The sequence below is a fragment of the Aeromonas sp. 96A genome, assembly GCF_051919165.1.
GTDB classification, from domain to species: Bacteria; Pseudomonadota; Gammaproteobacteria; order Enterobacterales; family Aeromonadaceae; genus Aeromonas; species Aeromonas veronii.
The window spans coordinates 2,441,435-2,458,303 of sequence record NZ_JBQBFE010000001.1; the positions used below are offsets into that span (position 1 = coordinate 2,441,435).

Here is a 16,869-nt window from a genome sequence, read left to right on the forward strand (position 1 = left end):
ACTCTTTATCCGAGGCTCAAGATGTTCTTTCAGGTCGTATTACTCACCTTGCTGGCGCTGCTGCCCATGGTCAACCCGCCTACCACGGCCACCCTGCTTCTGGGACTGAGCAAGGGGATGTCGCGCGAACACGTGCGCCGTCAGGTCAATCTGGCCGCCATCTATCTGTTCTGCACCCTCTGCACCACCTTCTTTATCGGATCCTCGATCCTGGATCTGTTCGGGATCTCCATTCCGGGCTTGCGCCTGGCCGGTGGCCTCATCATCGGCTTTATCGGCTTTCGCATGCTGTTCCCCGCCCCCAGCCAGCAGAGCGGGGTCGATATCAACCAGAGCATTGCCTTCGTACCGCTCACCATGCCCAGCATGTGCGGGCCAGGTACCATGGCGCTGGTAATAAGCGGGGCAGCCCAGATTGCCGAGCTGCCTGATGAGTACAACCGCATCACCATCTACGCCGGTGTGGTAACGGCGTTTGCCCTGATGAGCCTGATCAGCTGGGGAGTATTGAAGCTGGCGGATCCGGTCTGCAAGATCCTGGGCGCCACCGGCATCGACGCCATGACCCGCATCATGGGTTTTCTGCTGGTCTGCATGGGTATGCAGTTTTGCATCAACGGCATCAAGGAAGTGGCACAGGATCCGGTATTCCACGGCGGCCAGACCGTGCAAACCGCACCGGCGCTACCAAAGGCTTCCGGCACGTTTGATCAGTTGCCGCAGAAGCCCACCGGCTCTGATTGAAAACGGTATCAAAAAGTCCCTGACGATCTGCACTGATCTTGTTCCTGATCATGTTATTGACACACAAATGAGTTAGTTTGTTTTTCATACAGACTTTATTCAGATGGACGCTGATAGGTTTGTTGATGAATACCCACTCAACTTCAGGAGAGTATGCAGATGGACAAGATGCTGACCGAAATAGGGAGCCATAGCCTGTTTCACGAGTACCTGAACGTGGTTGGGATTGCGAGCCCATCCCTCGCCAAGATTGAGCAACGCTGGGAATATAAAGATCAGGAGCAACTGGTTGCCAAAATCCAGATCGACAAACAGGGTAACGCTCGCTATTTCATCGACGCCCGCGCCATATCCGTCAACTGATACCGAATCACCCGCCAGCCCCGGTCCAACGACCGGGGCTTTTTGTTGCCAGAGGTTCCCTGAATAGCAGAACCCCGGCAAGAGCCGGGGTTTGAATGCGTCGGGTTACGCCGCTGCGCGGCTAACCCAAACCTACGAAGTGCCACCCACGGTGAGCTGATCCAGTTTAAGGGTGGGTTGGCCGACACCGACCGGCACGCTCTGCCCCTCCTTGCCGCAGATGCCAACCCCACGATCCAGCGCAAGATCGCTGCCCACCATGGAGACCTGGCTCATCGCTTCGGGGCCGTTGCCGATCAGGGTCGCGCCCTTGATGGGAGCGGTGATCTTGCCATCCTCGATGAGGTAAGCCTCGGAGGCGGAGAAGACAAACTTGCCGGAGGTAATGTCCACCTGGCCGCCACCGAAGTTGGGGGCATAAATGCCCTTCTTCACCGAGGCGATGATCTCCGCCGGATCATACTGGCCCGCCAGCATGTAGGTGTTGGTCATGCGCGGCATCGGCATGGCGGCGTAGGATTCACGGCGCCCGTTGCCGGTGAGCGGCACCCCCATCAGACGGGCGTTCTGCTTGTCCTGCAGGTAACCCTTGAGGATGCCGTTCTCGATCAGCACGTTGTAGCCACCCGGTGTCCCCTCGTCATCAATGGAGACGGAGCCGCGCCGACCCGGCAGGGTGCCATCATCGACGATGGTGCAGTGCTTGGAGGCCACCTGCTCGCCGATGCGGCCGGCAAACGCGGAAGATCCCTTGCGGTTGAAATCCCCCTCCAGACCATGACCTACCGCCTCGTGCAGCAGCACGCCAGGCCAGCCGGAGCCCAACACCACCGGCATGGTGCCGGCTGGCGCGTCGATGGCTTCCAGATTGACCAGCGCCTGACGCACCGCTTCACGCACATAGCCAAAGGCGCGGCTCTCCAGCCCGTCCAGTTCGAGGAACCAGTCGTAACCAAAGCGCCCACCGCCACCGGCACTGCCACGCTCGCGGCGATCGCCCTTCTCGGCGATCACGGTCACCGACAGACGCACCAGCGGACGCACATCGGCGGCCAGGGTGCCGTCGGTGGCGGCCACCAGCACCTCTTCGTAGACGCCGCTGATGGAGGCCATCACCTGATTGATGGCAGGATCCAGGCTGCGGGCAAACTTGTCCATCTGCTCCAGCAGGGCGATCTTCTGATGCTTGTCGAGGGTCTGCAGCGGATCCATGGCCGGATAGAGCAGGTTTGCGGAGGTTCTGGCCCACGCCTTCACCTTGCCGTGCGCACCGGCAGCCGCGATGCCGCGAGCGGCAGTCACCGACTGTTGCAGCGCCAGCAGGCTCAGCTCGTCCGAGTAGGCGAAGCCGGTCTTCTCGCCGCTGACGGCGCGCACACCGACACCCTGATCGATGTTGTAGCTGCCATCCTTGACGATGCCATCTTCCAGCATCCAGGACTCGTGCCAGCTGCGCTGGAAATAGAGATCGCCGAACTCGACCTGATGGCTCATCAGGCTGCCGAGCAACTGCTGCAGGCGCCCTTCGTCGAGGTCGTTCGGGGCCAACAGGGAGGCACTAACCTGGCTCAATAGACTCAATCTTTTTCTCCACTCTCGTAACGAGCTGTTTTAAATCGTCTTGCCGACGGGTTGGCAACAAGCCGCACCATCACAACAAACGGGCATGCTCCAGCACGGGCAAACGGCTGCGTTTCAATTTTTCACCACACCATCAGAGCAAACGGGCGTGTTGCAGCATTGGCATGGTGCGTTTCAATTCGTCGATAAGCCCAGGCTCCATCTGCGCCAGCACAGTGCCGCGCCCGGACTCTTTGCTCGCCAGCACCCGACCCCAGGGGTCGATCACCATGCTGTGGCCCCAGGTCTGGCGCCCTGTCTCGTGAGTGCCGCCCTGATTGGCAGCGACTACGTAGCACTGGTTTTCGATAGCGCGAGCCCGCAGCAGCGGCTCCCAGTGCGCCTCGCCGGTCACGGCGGTAAAGGCGGCAGGCACCAGCAGCACGCGGGCACCGGCACGGGCCAACTGACGGTAGAGCTCGGGAAAGCGCAAATCATAACAGATCGAGAGGCCGAGGGGACCAAAGGGAGAGTCCACCAACACAGGCGCTTCCCCCGGGCTGAAGGTCTCCGACTCACGGTAGCGACCGTGATTATCCGCCACATCCACGTCGAACAGGTGGATCTTGTGGTAGTGGCCCCTGAGCTCACCGCTTGGGTCAAACACCAGCGAGCTGGTGTGGATATGGTCGGAACCTGCGATGGTGGTCGGCATTCTTGTCGGCATAGCCCCGGCCACCAGCCAGATGCCGTAATCGCGAGCCCATTCAGCCAGTTGCTGCTGGATCGGGCCCTCACCTATGGCCTCAGCCCCATCCAGATAACCCTGCCGCTCGCCAAACAGGGCAAAGTTCTCCGGCAGCAGCACCAGCAGCGGCCGATCCTTGGGCAAGGCCGCCAGTTCGGCGGCGATCTGCTCCCGGTTATCCTGCCAGTGACGGCCAGATACCAGCTGTATTGCGACTAACCACATGACGTTCTCCTTGTCGCTTGGGCCATCAGACGGTGACAGCATCCCCGGGCTGCAGGGTGTAATCCAGCACTATGATGCGCTCCAGCACCGGGCGGAAGATGGCCTTGAGGGCATCGTGATCAGGATGGGGCAGATAGCGCTGGCGGGCTGCTTCGTCGGCGAAGGTCATCAGCACGCTGTGGGTAAAGCCATCATCCCTCCCCTCCGGGCTATCATTCTTCCCCCACTCCACGGCGGTCACACCGCTGACCTGATGGGGAATGGCGAGAAAAGCGTTACGCACCGCGTCTATCCGGGCAGGCTGGGTGTCCGGCTTTAAGGCGATCAGCAGGATATGTCGGATCATGGCTCACTCCTTGTGATGGTGCCGGGCAGCTCGTTCAGCGCTGAGCGGGCCCCGCGTGTTTGGGGCTCAGCAGGAAAGGGGTCACCTCTTGGGTCGGCAGGCTGGGGGCCACGGCATCTACCGCCTCTTTCTGCTGCTGGTTGAGCTTGATGCGCGCGCGATCGCGCCCCGCCTCGATCAGCTTGGGTGCGTCGAGCGGGCCCGAGATGCGAAAATCGATGCGGGTCACCACATCCACTACCGGCTCCAACAGTTTGGAGAGGGCCAGCACATAGAGACCCGTGACCGGCGTGATGGAGAAGGCCGCCACCACTGGCAGGGTGCCCCCCAGATTGGGGGAGAAGCTCAGCTCGTAGTCGAGCCGCCAGCGCACCAGATCGGCGATCCCCTCGCCGCACAGGTTGCCTGCCGCCCCCTTCATATAGAAATCATCGTTGCTGACCTGCCCCTGCTTGATGGTGGCAGAGGCGGACATGGATTCGAAGTAGAAGCCCTTGTCGAACACATCGCGAAAATCGAGCCGCAGCTTGCGCAGCAGGGAGTCGAGACTGAGCAGGGAGAGCAGTCGCGCCCCCTTGTCGTTGACCTCCCGCAGGGTGCCGCCCTCCAGCTGATAGTTGGCACGCCCCCCCAAGGTCGGCAGGCTTGGGCGATAGGGCACATCCTGCCAGTTCAGATCAAAAGCGAGAGATCCAGGGGCATCGCCGATGGGCGAGGTGTAGCCCAGCCGCTTGAGCAGCAGTTCGCTGTTGTTGCTGGTCAGCTTGCCACGAGCGCGGGTCTGCATCCGGTTGCCATCGGCCAGCCAGTCGACGCTGCCGGTGAGCTGACTCCCCGCCAGCCGCACATCCAGCCCCTTGAGTGTCACCTTGTTGGCGCCGGGCACCAGCTCCCCTTTCACTTCACCAAGAGGTAGCTCGCCAAAGCGGCAATCGACACAACTCACCTTCAACCAGGGGATGGATGCCATGATGGCGTTGTCCTGTTTGGCATCGGGGTCCGGGCTGAGATCCGAACTCTTGCCGGACCAGTAGATACGGGCAAACTTGGCATCCACCGGGCGATTGGCCACCACAGGAATGCGGATCACCCCCATCACATCGGGGCTGTCGATCATCACCTCGGTCGCCTGATTGGTCGGCCCCACGGTGAAACGCGCCGCCTTGAGGGTGGCACTGCCGATATAGGCGCGAGCCAGCTGTCCATCCACCCACCACTCCTGCGGCAGGAAAGAGGGGCCAACCACGGCAGTACCGGTCGGCGCATTGCCGGAGGGTAGCCACTGCTTGAGTCGGGCCAGCCAGCCACCGACATCGGCCTCCTGCTGGTTGATGGCAAGCAGCATGGGGGCATCGCGCAGCACCCGGGCGCCCGGCTGACCCACATCGACCCGCACCCGGCTGAGATAAGGCACCCCTTCGCCGTAGACCAGTCGGGTCTGCATATCCACATCGGCCCCCAGCACGGCGCGAATGTCGGCGCTGCCATCCCGGCCACGGGCGATCACCTTGAGCGGCAGTCGACTGGCACTGCTCTTGACCAGCGGCTGCGGCAGATCCAGCCCCATCCCCTGCAAGTTGGAGTCGAGCGCCAGCTGAAAGCTGAACGGCTTGCTGTCGGGCAGGGTCAACCCGAGCTTGCCGCCCCAGTTGCTGCGGCCGTTGAGGATACCGTACGAGGAGATGGCAGCGGGCTGGCGGCGGCTATCCCACTGCCCCTTGAAATCGAGGTCGACCTGATAGTGATCCGGATGCTGGCGCCCCTGATAGTCGAGGGTCAGCGGCTGGTTCCACAAACTCGCCTTGAGGTTACTGAAGCGGGTCTGTTCGTTGTCATATTCGAGACGCCCCTGCACCTTCTCCAGCGGCAGATCCAGACTGGCGACCCGCACCTTGTTGTTGCTGAAGGTGGCATCGCCGCTCGCCTTGACCTCGCTCTCGCCATCGAGAGGAATATCGAGCTTGACCGAACCGGCCATCGGGCCGCGGATCTCGATCTCTCGCAGCGCCTGACCTACCGAACTGCCCAGCGGGGAGTCCTGCAGGTAGTCGCTGATGGCCTTGCCCTCCCCCTGCACCTTGGCATCCACATAGAGGTGGGCGCCGGGGGAGAGATCCGGGATCCAGGCATGCACCGAGTCGGAGCTCGCCTTGCCGAGTTTGGTGGATCGGCTGCGCATATCGAGACCGGCATTCTGGAACAAGAGATCGATCTGCAGGTCGGTGAGTGGTTGCCAACCGGGGAAGAACTCGTAGGTGGCCTGCTCCAGCGGCACCGCCACCTGGAAGATGCCCTTGCCGTTGTCGTAGGGAAAGTCCCTGAACTCGCCATACCAGAGCAGGTCGGCCCCTTTGGCCTTGCCCCCCTTGATGGCGCCGCTCAGGTAATCCACCAGCCCCTTGTCCATCGCCTGCAGCGGGAAGTAGCGATCCGCATGGCCCGCATTCTTCACATCGATGCGGCCGGTCAGGGCGAGGAAAGGGTGCTCGAACAGATCGAGGCGGAAACGGCTGGCCAGGGTCAGATCCGGGTTATCCAGCGCGATATCCTGCCCGTAGAGCACCCAGCCCTGTTCCTCGCGCCACCAGTCGAGGCGGGCCGAGAAGTTGTCGACCGGGATCGGCATCTTGAAGTGACGGGCGGGATCCACCTTGTCGTTCGCCAGCGCCAATCTGGCGCTACCGCCGGTCGGGGTAAGCCAGAACTCGCCGTTGAGATCCTGCATCCCGGGTATATCCTGCCAGGCCTTGAGACGCACCTTGCTGAAGCGGCCACTGAGGGAGAGATCCTGCCAGTCGGCATTGGCCAGCAGCGTCAGATCCTGCACCGACCCCTGCGGATTAGTCTGGCGCAGGGTCTCGCAGAGTGTGGGGTAGAGCGCCGAGACCAGCTGACTGATCTGGGTGATCTTGTCGAACTCAATACTGGGCAGATAGCCCTGCACCCGATCCCCGATCCGCTCCAGCTGCAAGCGGCTCTGCAACCAGGGTTTGCCGTCCAGCTTGAAGTTGACGTTGTGGCTGGCCAGTTGCCAGTCGGTGCCATCCCGGCGCAGCTGGATCTTGCCACCATCGAGGCCGAAACGGTGCATCTCCCCTTTCTTTTGGGATCCTTCCAGATCAGGTAGTTGGAGCCGAATGCCAGCAGGGTATTGCCCAGCTTGCCGCTGTCAAACTCGCTCCAGAGCTGAAAGTCGAGCTGACCGGCAACCTTGGGTTCGCCCGCATGGATCTTGGCCAGGGTCGGGGTGATATCGAGCTGGCGAGCCCCCAGATAAAGCTGACCCTTGAGGCGATCGAGCCGGGCAGTCGGGGCGTCCACATCCAGAATCAGATCGAGGGTGCTCTCGCCCACCCCGTTGATGAGGTAAGCCTTGCCGACCCCCTGATGGCGCTTGCCACGGTTCTGCCAGCGCAACTGGGCAATGTCGAGCGCCCGCAGATCACCGAGGGAGGTGGTGACGCTGAGGCGGGTGTTGTGCACATCGAAGGTAGATAGCTGGGTCAACAGAAAGCGCAGCAGGGCGCCCTGCTGGGGATCGCCGGAGGGGCTGTCGTCAGCCGGTTGGCGCAAGTCGATGGTGATATCGCCATCGCTGAGGATCAGCTCGCCAAACACCGGCTTGAGCTCGTTAATGGTGCGCCAGAAGTCGAGATGCACCCAGGCTTTGCCGAGCTGTACGGCAAAACGCCCCGAATCCGGGGCGATGGCGAGTTGCTGCAGTTCGAGGGCGGGCCCGGACTGTGTCCAGTCCAGCCCCACTTGCTCCACGCTGACCTTGAGTTGTGAATCGCCCAGCAGAGTGTGGATCAGACTCTCCCGGTATTGATTCAGCAAAGGGCCCCCGACCCGTACCAAGGTGACCAGCATGGCCATCAGTACGAACAGGACCCCCAGGGCCAACCAGCCCCGACTCAGCCAGCGATAGACCAATTACATCATCACCACGTCGAACTGCTCCTGACCACAGAGGGGTTCGCTCACTACCCGCACCTGCTTGCCGATGAACACTTCCAGCTCCGCCAGACTGTGGGACTCCTCACCATGGAGGTAGTCGGCCACGGCCGGGGCCGCGTAGACGGTGAACTGATCCGCATCGTAGGCACGATTGACCCGGATGATCTCCCGCAGGATCTCGAAGCAGACCGACTCCACCGTCTTGACCCGGCCGCGCCCCTTACACTCGGGGCACTCGGAGCAGAGCACATGCTCCAGACTCTCGCGGGTGCGCTTGCGGGTCATCTCCACCAGACCGAGCTGGGAGAAGCCGTTGACGTTGGTCTTGGCACGATCCTTTGACAGCGCCTGCTCCAGACTGTGCAGCACCCGACGGCGGTGATCCTCGGACTGCATATCGATGAAGTCGATGATGATGATGCCGCCAAGGTTGCGCAGGCGCAGGTGACGGGCGATGGCCGCCGTCGCCTCGACGTTGGTGTTGAAGATGGTCTCTTCCAGATTGCGATGGCCGACAAAGGCGCCGGTGTTGATATCCACCGTGGTCATGGCTTCGGTCTGGTCGATGATGAGGTAGCCGCCGGATTTCAGCTCTACCTTGCGCTCCAGCGCCCGCTGGATCTCGTTCTCCACGTCGTAGAGATCGAAGATCGGTGACTCGCCGGGGTAGTACTCCAGCTTGCTGGCCAGCTCAGGCACGTACTCTTCGGTGAAGCGTTTGAGCTGATCGAAGCTCTGGCGCGAGTCAACGCGGATCTTGTCGAGCTCGGCGCCGACAAAGTCGCGCACCACCCGAAATGCCAGACTGGGATCCTCGTAGAGGATCTTGCAGGGTGGATACTTCTGCTTGCGCTCGAGGATCTTGCGCCACAGCCGCTTCAGGAAGGCGGCATCCTGCTCCAGCTCCTGCTCCCCCACCCCTTCGGCAGCGGTGCGGATGATGTAGCCACCCAGCTCGTCCACATAGCCAGCTACGGTACGCTTGAGGCGCTCCCGCTCTGCTTCGGACTCGATACGCTGGGAGACGCCGACGTGGGCGCTGCCCGGCATAAAGACCAGATAGCGGGATGGCAGGGTGATATCGGTAGTGAGACGGGCACCCTTGGTACCCAGCGGATCTTTCACCACCTGCACCATGATGTCCTGCCCCTGACGCACCAGCTCGGCGATGTTACCGACCTGGAACTGCTCCTTCTCCTTCACCGCCACACACTCGGTGTGAGGGACGATATCAGAGGCGTGCAAAAAGGCTGCCTTGTCCATGCCGATATCGACGAATGCCGCCTGCATGCCGGGCAACACCCGACTGATCTTGCCTTTGTAGATATTGCCGACAATGCCGCGTTTGGCCTGACGTTCTACATGCACTTCCTGCAGCAGGCCGTTTTCGACCAGAGCGACCCGGGTTTCGGAGGGGGTAACGTTAACCAGCAGTTCTACCGACATAAGTAACCTTGCCTGTTCCAGTTTTGAATTCTATAGAGCCAATCCGGTACAACGCGCGCAAGGGAGAAACGCAGCAGAGCACAGCTGACGGGAAATTATTTGAGCTGTTCCAGATGATGCTTGATCAGCAGGTCTGTCTCCAGCAGGGGCAGGCCGACCACGGCGCTATAGCTCCCTTCGATGCGGCTGACAAACTTGCCGGCAATACCCTGAATGCCATAAGCCCCGGCCTTGTCACAGGGCTCACCGGTCTGCCAGTAGGCCTCGATCTCGGCCTCGTCCAGCTTGCGAAACGCCACGTTGGTGGTGACCAGACGCACGTCACAACGATCCTTGCTGGCCAGCGCTACCGCCGTCATCACCTGATGCACCTTGCCGGAGAGGGACTCCAGCATATCTTTGGCATCCAGCAGATCGGACGGTTTCTCCAGTACCCGGTCGCCCAGCACCACTATGGTGTCGGCACCCAGCACCGGCAACGCCGTCGGCGCACACGCCACGCCCGCCATCGCCTTGTCACGGGCGAGACGGCAGACATAATCCTGCGCCTTTTCACCCTCTTCCCGCTGCTCGGGCACATCCAGTTTCAGCACCTCGAAGCGGTAGCCAATCTGGGTCAGCAGTTCACGGCGACGGGGAGAAGCCGAGGCGAGATAGAGTTGTGGTTCGTTGTTTTTGTTCATATTTACCTGATATTGAAGCGGCGCCGCACCTTGCGCAGCACCAGAAACACCCAGGGCCATATTAGCATCGTCGTCAACGTCGACCAAAAGTAGGAGAAGTTGAGACTGGCCTGGCTGAACAGATGCTCGGCCCAGAATACCGTCATTTTACCCACCAGCGAGAGGCCACCGATGATCAGCGCCTGCTGCCAGAGGGAGAAGTTGCGGATCTTCTGGAACTGGAAGGCTGCCAGATAGGTGGTGATGGCCATCGCCATCGCCCGCACGCCGAGGGTGCTGCCAAGCAGCACATCCAGCAGCAGGCCCGCCACCCAGGCGGTGCCAACGTTGGTCCGGTGCGGCAAGGCCAGTGCCCAGTAGATGAGCACCATGGCCAGCCAGTCCGGGCGGAAGGGGTCAAATTCAAAAGGAAGCGGCAGGATCGACAGGCTCAAGGCCAGCAGGATCGAGATCCAGATCCAGATCCTGCCGCTGGCGGGTTCTAGCATTAGCGGGTGGCTCCTGCGGCGGACGCGGCGGGAGCCGCCCGTTCGCCATCCTCATCATGTACTTCAGGCTTCTTGTCGGTCCACAGCAGCAGCAGATAGCGCAGTCTGTCCAGCTCCACCAGCGGCTTGGCCTCGACCTGGGCGAAGGGCTTGCCCTCCACATACTCGGAGCGGGTCACGGTCGCCACCGGATAACCTTCCGGGAAACGGCCACCCAGACCCGAGGTGACCAGCAGGTCACCCACCTGAATATCGGTGTTGCGCGGCAGGTTGCGCAGCTCAAGCTTGTCGAGCTCGCCACTGCCGGAGGCAATGGCGCGCAAGTCGTTGCGCAGCACCCGTACCGGAATGCCATGGCTGGAGTCGGTGATCAGCAGCACGCGACTGGTGGTGGAGCCCACGTGGAGCACCTGACCAATCACCCCCTGATCGTTGATCACCGCCTGACCGTTGTAGACGCCATCCAGCGCCCCCTTGTTGATCAGCACCTGATGGCTGAAGGGGTCGGAATCCACCGACAGCAGCTCGGCCACCATCTTGCGGGACTCCTTGTGCACCGGCGAACCCAGCAGCTCACGCAGCCGCTGGTTCTCGTGTTCCAGCTGATCCATTTTGAGCAGACGGGCACGCAGGGTAAACAGCTGTTGCTCCTGCTGTTTGGTCTGCTCGATGAGATCGGCGCGGGTCTGCACCTGGGTAGACATGGTGTCGAGCAGGGTACCGGGCGCATTGGCCATGTATTGCAGGGGACTGACTAACGAACTGAGGTAGACGCGGACATGGGTAAACACACCGAAGCGGGAATCCGCGACGATGGCAGCGATGGAGATGATGACGGCGAGAAACAACCGTAACTGAAGCGAAGGGCCTCTACCAAAAATGGGTTTCATGGGTCGTCAAAAAAGAGCCGGCACGCTGGCCGGCTTTGGGTCTTATTCGTAGTGGAACAGATCGCCACCGTGCATATCGATCAGCTCCAGCGCCTTGCCGCCGCCACGGGCCACACAGGTGAGGGGATCTTCGGCCACGACGACAGGAATACCGGTCTCTTCCATCAGCAGACGGTCGATATCTTTCAGCAGTGCGCCACCACCGGTCAGCACCATGCCGCGCTCGGAGATGTCGGAAGCCAGTTCCGGCGGAGACTGCTCCAGCGCCACCATCACGGCAGCCACGATACCGGACAGCGGCTCTTGCAGCGCTTCCAGGATTTCGTTGGAGTTGAGAGTGAAGCTGCGCGGTACACCTTCAGCCAGGTTGCGGCCACGGACTTCAATCTCGCGCACCTCTTCGCCCGGATAGGCGGAGCCGATCTCGTGCTTGATGCGCTCGGCAGTCGCTTCACCGATCAGGCTGCCGTAGTTGCGACGGACGTAGCTGATGATGGCTTCGTCAAACTTGTCGCCACCGATACGGACTGACTGGGAGTAGACCACACCGTTCAGGGAGATGATGGCCACTTCAGTGGTACCACCACCGATATCAACCACCATGGAGCCGGTCGCTTCGGATACCGGCAGGCCGGCACCGATGGCAGCAGCCATAGGCTCGTCGATCAGGTAGACCTCACGGGCACCGGCGCCCAGTGCGGACTCCTTGATGGCGCGACGCTCAACCTGGGTTGAACCGCACGGTACACACACCAGCACGCGCGGGCTGGGGCGGAAATAGTTGTTGTCGTGAACCTGCTTGATGAAGTGCTGCAGCATCTTCTCGGTCACATAGAAATCGGCGATCACGCCATCTTTCATCGGGCGGATTGCGGAAATGTTGCCCGGGGTACGGCCCAGCATCTGCTTGGCGGCATGACCGACAGCAGCGACCGATTTGGCGTTCCCGCGCTCTTGGCGAATGGCGACAACTGAGGGTTCGTTAAGGACGATCCCTTGATCTTTTACATAGATCAGGGTGTTGGCAGTTCCCAAATCGATCGACAGATCGTTGGAAAAGACGCCTCTGAGCTTTTTGAACATGGCTACGGGAAATCCTAAGAATTTGGAGGTGCAGAAAACCGGCTAACTTTACCAATGCCCACCCCAATGGGCAAGCGCTCAAACTGTCGCCAATCAATCAGGCGCGACAAAAATGCGAGTCATCACTCACTCGCACACGCTTGCAAACACTAATAAACAAGGATTTAGGGGGATGCTGTTGAGCCAGCCCCCCTTTCACATCATTCAATGCAATACTTCGCGCCGATAAATAATTCTGTCATTACCCCGGCTGGAGCCGAAAATGGCCTCACCTTGCAGGTTGCCGTCATTGGCACTCGTTGGGTCAGACAACCAGAGTGGCGATGATGGCTGTTTTGCCAATTCGACCTTGTAGGGGATGCGCACCGAGATGTCCGGCTTGGCAAAGTGGAACAGGATCTCCCCTTCTTTCGCCAGTGCAGCATCCCCACCCGGTGCAGAACTACCCAACCCCAGCTTGATCTTGCGACCCGCCCCCAGATTCAGCTCGCGAGTCGCCGCATCAAAGGTGTGACTCGGATTGAGGAAAGTGAACCCCTGATTGGCCAAAGAGAGCTGGGTACATTGATCTTCCTTGTTTTGCAGCCAGTTGCCCCCTTCGTAATATTGCATCTGCAGTGGAATGGCCAGCGGCGCCGAGGCAAGACCCGCCGCCGTACCAACCTGCAGGCGGCCGTACAACAGCTTTTGAGTACCCAGCAGCACCGCATTACACCCCGATCCGGAACATGTCCCAGCGACAGCAGTATTCATATTTGGATTAGCCAACAGTGTATTGCCGCCATCCTTATCATCGACTTTGAGACCAAAGCTCAACGTGGCGAAAGGTGCTTCTGGACTCGCTGCACGATCAAAGCGGGTATTCAGCCCCAAAGGTGACTGCTGATTTATACTGGCGACGCCACTTGCCCAACTGAGCGAGGGCGACAGCGTGATACGCTTGTCACGCGCAATGCCATCCAAAGCATTAGCCGCCACCATCTCAGCCACACCTTTAGCGAACGCCCCCTTATAGTTCTGTGTCGTCCCTTTCTGCAGATTGCGTGCAGTGAGGACAAAACCGCTGGCAAAGGGCTGGCTCATGTATGTAAAGGCATTGCAGGCAGGCGTGATAAAGCCATTACTCAAACTGTAATCCCAAGGGACAAAACGACCGATGGGTACGCTCCATCGCAACACAGTCTCAAGTTGGGGTAATTCATCCTGATAAGCGGGATAAGGCACAAAGTTGCTGACGCCTAACCGGATCACCCCGACCTCAGACCAATTCGCCGTCACGTTTGCTACCCCGCTCGCCAACGTGATCGTGGTTGGCGAAAATGCTCCGCTGACGCCCGTTGTCGGCGCTAACAGGGCCCAAGAGAGCGTTTTATTACTGGTAGTAAACCCTGGGGTTAACTGATCCTGAGTATTGACTGCACTGGCTTGTAAAGTAAAAGGCTCGCCCGCTTTGCGATAGATAGGACAAGTGGCATAAGTACTGTCGTTATTTCCCGAGCACACACTCTGTCCTTGAGCCTGGAGTGCGATCGCTTTGGGAATCACGGCAACGGTATCACTACCGGTCAACTTGAGGGCGCCTGTGACATCATTCTTAAGGAAAGTAGTATCCAGTCGCAACACACCGGCATCCGGATATTGCAACGTCAACTGGCCAACTCCATTGCTATCGAACGATACGTTAACGTTCCCACTTGGCGATATTGTGCTGCCATTGATCGTCGGCACTGCATTGCTGGCAGTATCAGACACGACCTTGGTAGAGCCGAATTGCAGGGTCTGATTTCCTGTCAATAATGGAACGCATACCTTGGTTGCTCCAACATCGCTGGATTTAATGGCTCGAATCGTCGAGTTTGTTGAACTACCGGCATAAAAGGTGGAGAAATCAAACTGCAGAGCAGCATCGGAAAAATTCATAGAACAACTGCTATCAAGCACACCATCGCGATAACAACGTAATAACGCCGAGGGATTTGCGCTTGATAACCCAATGACAACACTCTTGGCAGCCAGAGAAGATAATGTGATATCAGCTGTTCCTGAACTACCCAAGCTGACCGGGTTACTACTCCATCCGTTGCTCGGCGTCATACTGACACTGGCGTTACCTTTATAAAGTTGGCTACAACTGTTATCAAGACACGCGGCAAGCCGAACCTGTGCGGGTTCACACGTCAATGAGGAAGAAGGATAATAAACCTCATAATGGTCAACAACCGCCGTAGCTGTACATTGGAAAGATTGGCTATCGATGCGCGAGTTATTGCCTAACACCACGGATTTACCATTCACGCGCCCCATTAAATATGAAGCAGAAGATAAGTTAATAGTTTTAGCTGAGCTATCTGCTTGATAGACCATCCCGGATAGGGTTGAACCATTGGCTAAATATGCACTATCATAAACAACCATCAGTAACTTACTGATGTCACCGGAAATATTTGAGCCAGGACTGTTAATGTAGCTAGCCGATCCCATATCGAGATTTTTAACAAATATACGAACCGGGCCATCAACAATGATCGATGTATCATTATTCATCTTCAATGTTTCGATCCAGTAATCGCCAGCGGCCAACTTCACCGTATAATCTCTACCACCACGCCCACTTCCCAAGTCAAGAACTTTAATGCTAATACCCGAGTTCTCGATATTTATTTGTGACTGATGAGCTGTGCTAATTGTCCCAAACTGATTGCCCTCTACGGCAGTGAGAAAACGCGTTTCGGCAAAACCAACGGAAATGTTACTACCTGCACTTAATGGAAACCGGGAAGAGGGAGCGCCAGACCAGCCATTTACCATACCTGCAGCAACACAAGCGCTATTATCACAGTTTAGACCAGATGTACCTTTTATCTGACCATTAGGACCGTATCCAAGGCGACCCCCTTGAGAACCAAATAACTGCCCTGCCGTATAATTCGTACTCCCTGAGAAGTCAATTCTGTCGCTACTTTCTCGACCTTGGGCTGGATAAGGAAAAACCTGTGTACATAAATCATCAAGTACAGGAATATCATTTTTAGGCGTGTAACGCAGGATCATATCATCCCAGCTTATATCATCCCTATCTCTGGCATTTACTGTTTCGATCCATAATTCGTAATTACCAGCAGCAAGCTCATAGTTTATATTCCAATTGACATCCCCATTGCTATTGAAGTAATAAACCAATGGTGTATATGCACTACCAACTGGACGGATGAACATGCGTGAACCGTTATTCACGCCCCAATCACGCAAGTTATATAACGTGAGTGCATTCAATTGTGACCGCTTATTAAGCGTGAATTGATACAATATATAAGTACCGTTTGGCGCGGGGGGATACCAGCGAGTAGCATCAGTATTCTCACCTATATGGGAACGTTCAATAAAATGGAACGCTGTCGTAGCACCATTGGTTACCAACCTTATATCTTTGAATGAAAAGTCATCCCAGTCTCTACAATAAGGGTCATACGCCCCCCAATAGTACCCATTTGAAAAACAACCACCCCAAACAGCCATCTTGTACTCACCGGGGTTTAGCAACCATCCGCCATAACGAGATACCCTATCCCGTGAATAGTCATTAGCCCTCTCATTCAGCACTACATTTCCTAGGCTGTCCCAAATAACAAAATTAGCTCCTGCATCCAAACCAGTAGCGCTCTCAAGCCGGAGCTCGGATAAGGTCACAGGGTGACTAATATAAAAATGGATAGGGTTGACAGGTATGTAAGCCGAAAATCGAGTCGAAACCAAGGTAGTTGGACGAAGGGCATTACTTGTATTATCACCAATCAAAAACTGTCCAGGTAAAACAATATCTGCTCGAGCCAACTGAGAGACCAAAAGCAGCAGCCATAGCAAAAAACACTTCATTTTTTGGCTCATATCTGGCCTCCATCATAAGCTTCGACCATCAGGGTTCGGCTCACGGCAAAATCAGGGTTGGCACTGTTAAGGTCCGAGCTGCCACAGGTTCCGACACTCTCGAGACGATAGCCATTGGTCACAGATCCGTTGTAGGTCACCGGCACCGTGGCGCAACGAACCACAGCCTGACAGTTGGTCAGCCCTGGATTGCTGGCAAAGCTCAGTGGGCTGCTTGCCAGGCAGACCGCTGGGGGGGTCGGTTGGGCAAGCGTGCGCTTGGGGAACAACCGATAAAGCGCCACTTCCAGCCCGCTCTGGGCGGCCAGCAGGGCCCGCACGCTGCGTACCTCCACGGTATTTTTCTCGCTACTGTCGACCAGAAAACGGCCCATGGCGGCCGCCAGCAGCGCCATCACCACGATCACAAACAGGGCGATCATCAGGGTGCTACCACGCATCCGTCCTGCCG

At 58.3% G+C, this 16,869-nt stretch carries 12 protein-coding genes and 1 pseudogene; 2 read left to right on the plus strand and 11 right to left on the minus strand.

The window, feature by feature from the left end:
* Positions 1-21: 21 nt before the first annotated feature.
* Both ACTG2W_RS11165 and ACTG2W_RS11170 read left to right on the plus strand, forming a co-directional pair.
* Entirely contained in the window at positions 22-744 is a 723-nt protein-coding gene (locus tag ACTG2W_RS11165) for a MarC family NAAT transporter (protein WP_106844151.1), read from the plus strand.
* A 159-nt stretch (positions 745-903) separates the two neighbouring features.
* Positions 904-1,107 carry a hypothetical protein gene (locus ACTG2W_RS11170; protein ID WP_005340062.1) on the plus strand — a complete coding sequence of 68 codons (204 nt, stop codon included), beginning with the start codon at positions 904-906 and terminating at the stop codon, positions 1,105-1,107.
* A gap of 132 nt (positions 1,108-1,239) precedes the next feature.
* On the opposite strand, the gene tldD is transcribed toward ACTG2W_RS11170, so the two are convergent.
* The 11 genes and pseudogenes from tldD to ACTG2W_RS11225 form a co-directional block, all read right to left on the minus strand.
* Positions 1,240-2,688: a metalloprotease TldD gene (gene tldD / locus ACTG2W_RS11175; RefSeq protein WP_042052567.1), complete on the minus strand. Its 1,449-nt coding sequence runs from the start codon at positions 2,686-2,688 to the stop codon at positions 1,240-1,242.
* Positions 2,689-2,821: 133 nt separating this feature from the next.
* Positions 2,822-3,640 (minus strand): carbon-nitrogen hydrolase family protein, encoded by an 819-nt coding sequence (locus tag ACTG2W_RS11180; RefSeq protein ID WP_106844149.1) that lies wholly within the window; start codon positions 3,638-3,640, stop codon positions 2,822-2,824.
* A 25-nt stretch (positions 3,641-3,665) separates the two neighbouring features.
* Positions 3,666-3,986 (minus strand): Dabb family protein, encoded by a 321-nt coding sequence (locus tag ACTG2W_RS11185; protein ID WP_106844148.1) that lies wholly within the window; start codon positions 3,984-3,986, stop codon positions 3,666-3,668.
* Positions 3,987-4,020: 34 nt separating this feature from the next.
* Positions 4,021-7,919 (minus strand): annotated as a pseudogene (locus ACTG2W_RS11190) (YhdP family protein).
* On the minus strand, positions 7,920-9,389 hold the full coding sequence (gene rng / locus ACTG2W_RS11195) for a ribonuclease G (protein WP_005340056.1): 1,470 nt from the start codon (positions 9,387-9,389) through the stop codon (positions 7,920-7,922). It lies immediately after the preceding pseudogene.
* Positions 9,390-9,484: 95 nt separating this feature from the next.
* Positions 9,485-10,072, minus strand: coding sequence for a Maf family protein (locus ACTG2W_RS11200; protein WP_005340055.1), 588 nt, complete (start codon positions 10,070-10,072; stop codon positions 9,485-9,487).
* 2 nt (positions 10,073-10,074) lie between these two features.
* On the minus strand, positions 10,075-10,560 hold the full coding sequence (gene mreD / locus ACTG2W_RS11205; protein ID WP_005340054.1) for a rod shape-determining protein MreD: 486 nt from the start codon (positions 10,558-10,560) through the stop codon (positions 10,075-10,077).
* Positions 10,560-11,450 carry a rod shape-determining protein MreC gene (mreC, locus tag ACTG2W_RS11210; RefSeq protein ID WP_005340053.1) on the minus strand — a complete coding sequence of 297 codons (891 nt, stop codon included), beginning with the start codon at positions 11,448-11,450 and terminating at the stop codon, positions 10,560-10,562. Before mreC ends, mreD begins: the two co-directional genes overlap by 1 nt.
* 42 nt (positions 11,451-11,492) lie before the next feature.
* Positions 11,493-12,533, minus strand: a complete 1,041-nt coding sequence (locus ACTG2W_RS11215; protein WP_005340051.1) for a rod shape-determining protein — start codon at positions 12,531-12,533, stop codon at positions 11,493-11,495.
* A gap of 204 nt (positions 12,534-12,737) precedes the next feature.
* Complete coding sequence (locus tag ACTG2W_RS11220) at positions 12,738-16,418, minus strand: DUF6701 domain-containing protein (protein WP_440016207.1); 3,681 nt, start codon at positions 16,416-16,418, stop codon at positions 12,738-12,740.
* On the minus strand, positions 16,415-16,840 hold the full coding sequence (locus ACTG2W_RS11225; protein ID WP_106844198.1) for an MSHA biogenesis protein MshP: 426 nt from the start codon (positions 16,838-16,840) through the stop codon (positions 16,415-16,417). The genes ACTG2W_RS11220 and ACTG2W_RS11225 overlap by 4 nt, the downstream gene beginning before the upstream one ends.
* Positions 16,841-16,869 lie beyond the last annotated feature (29 nt).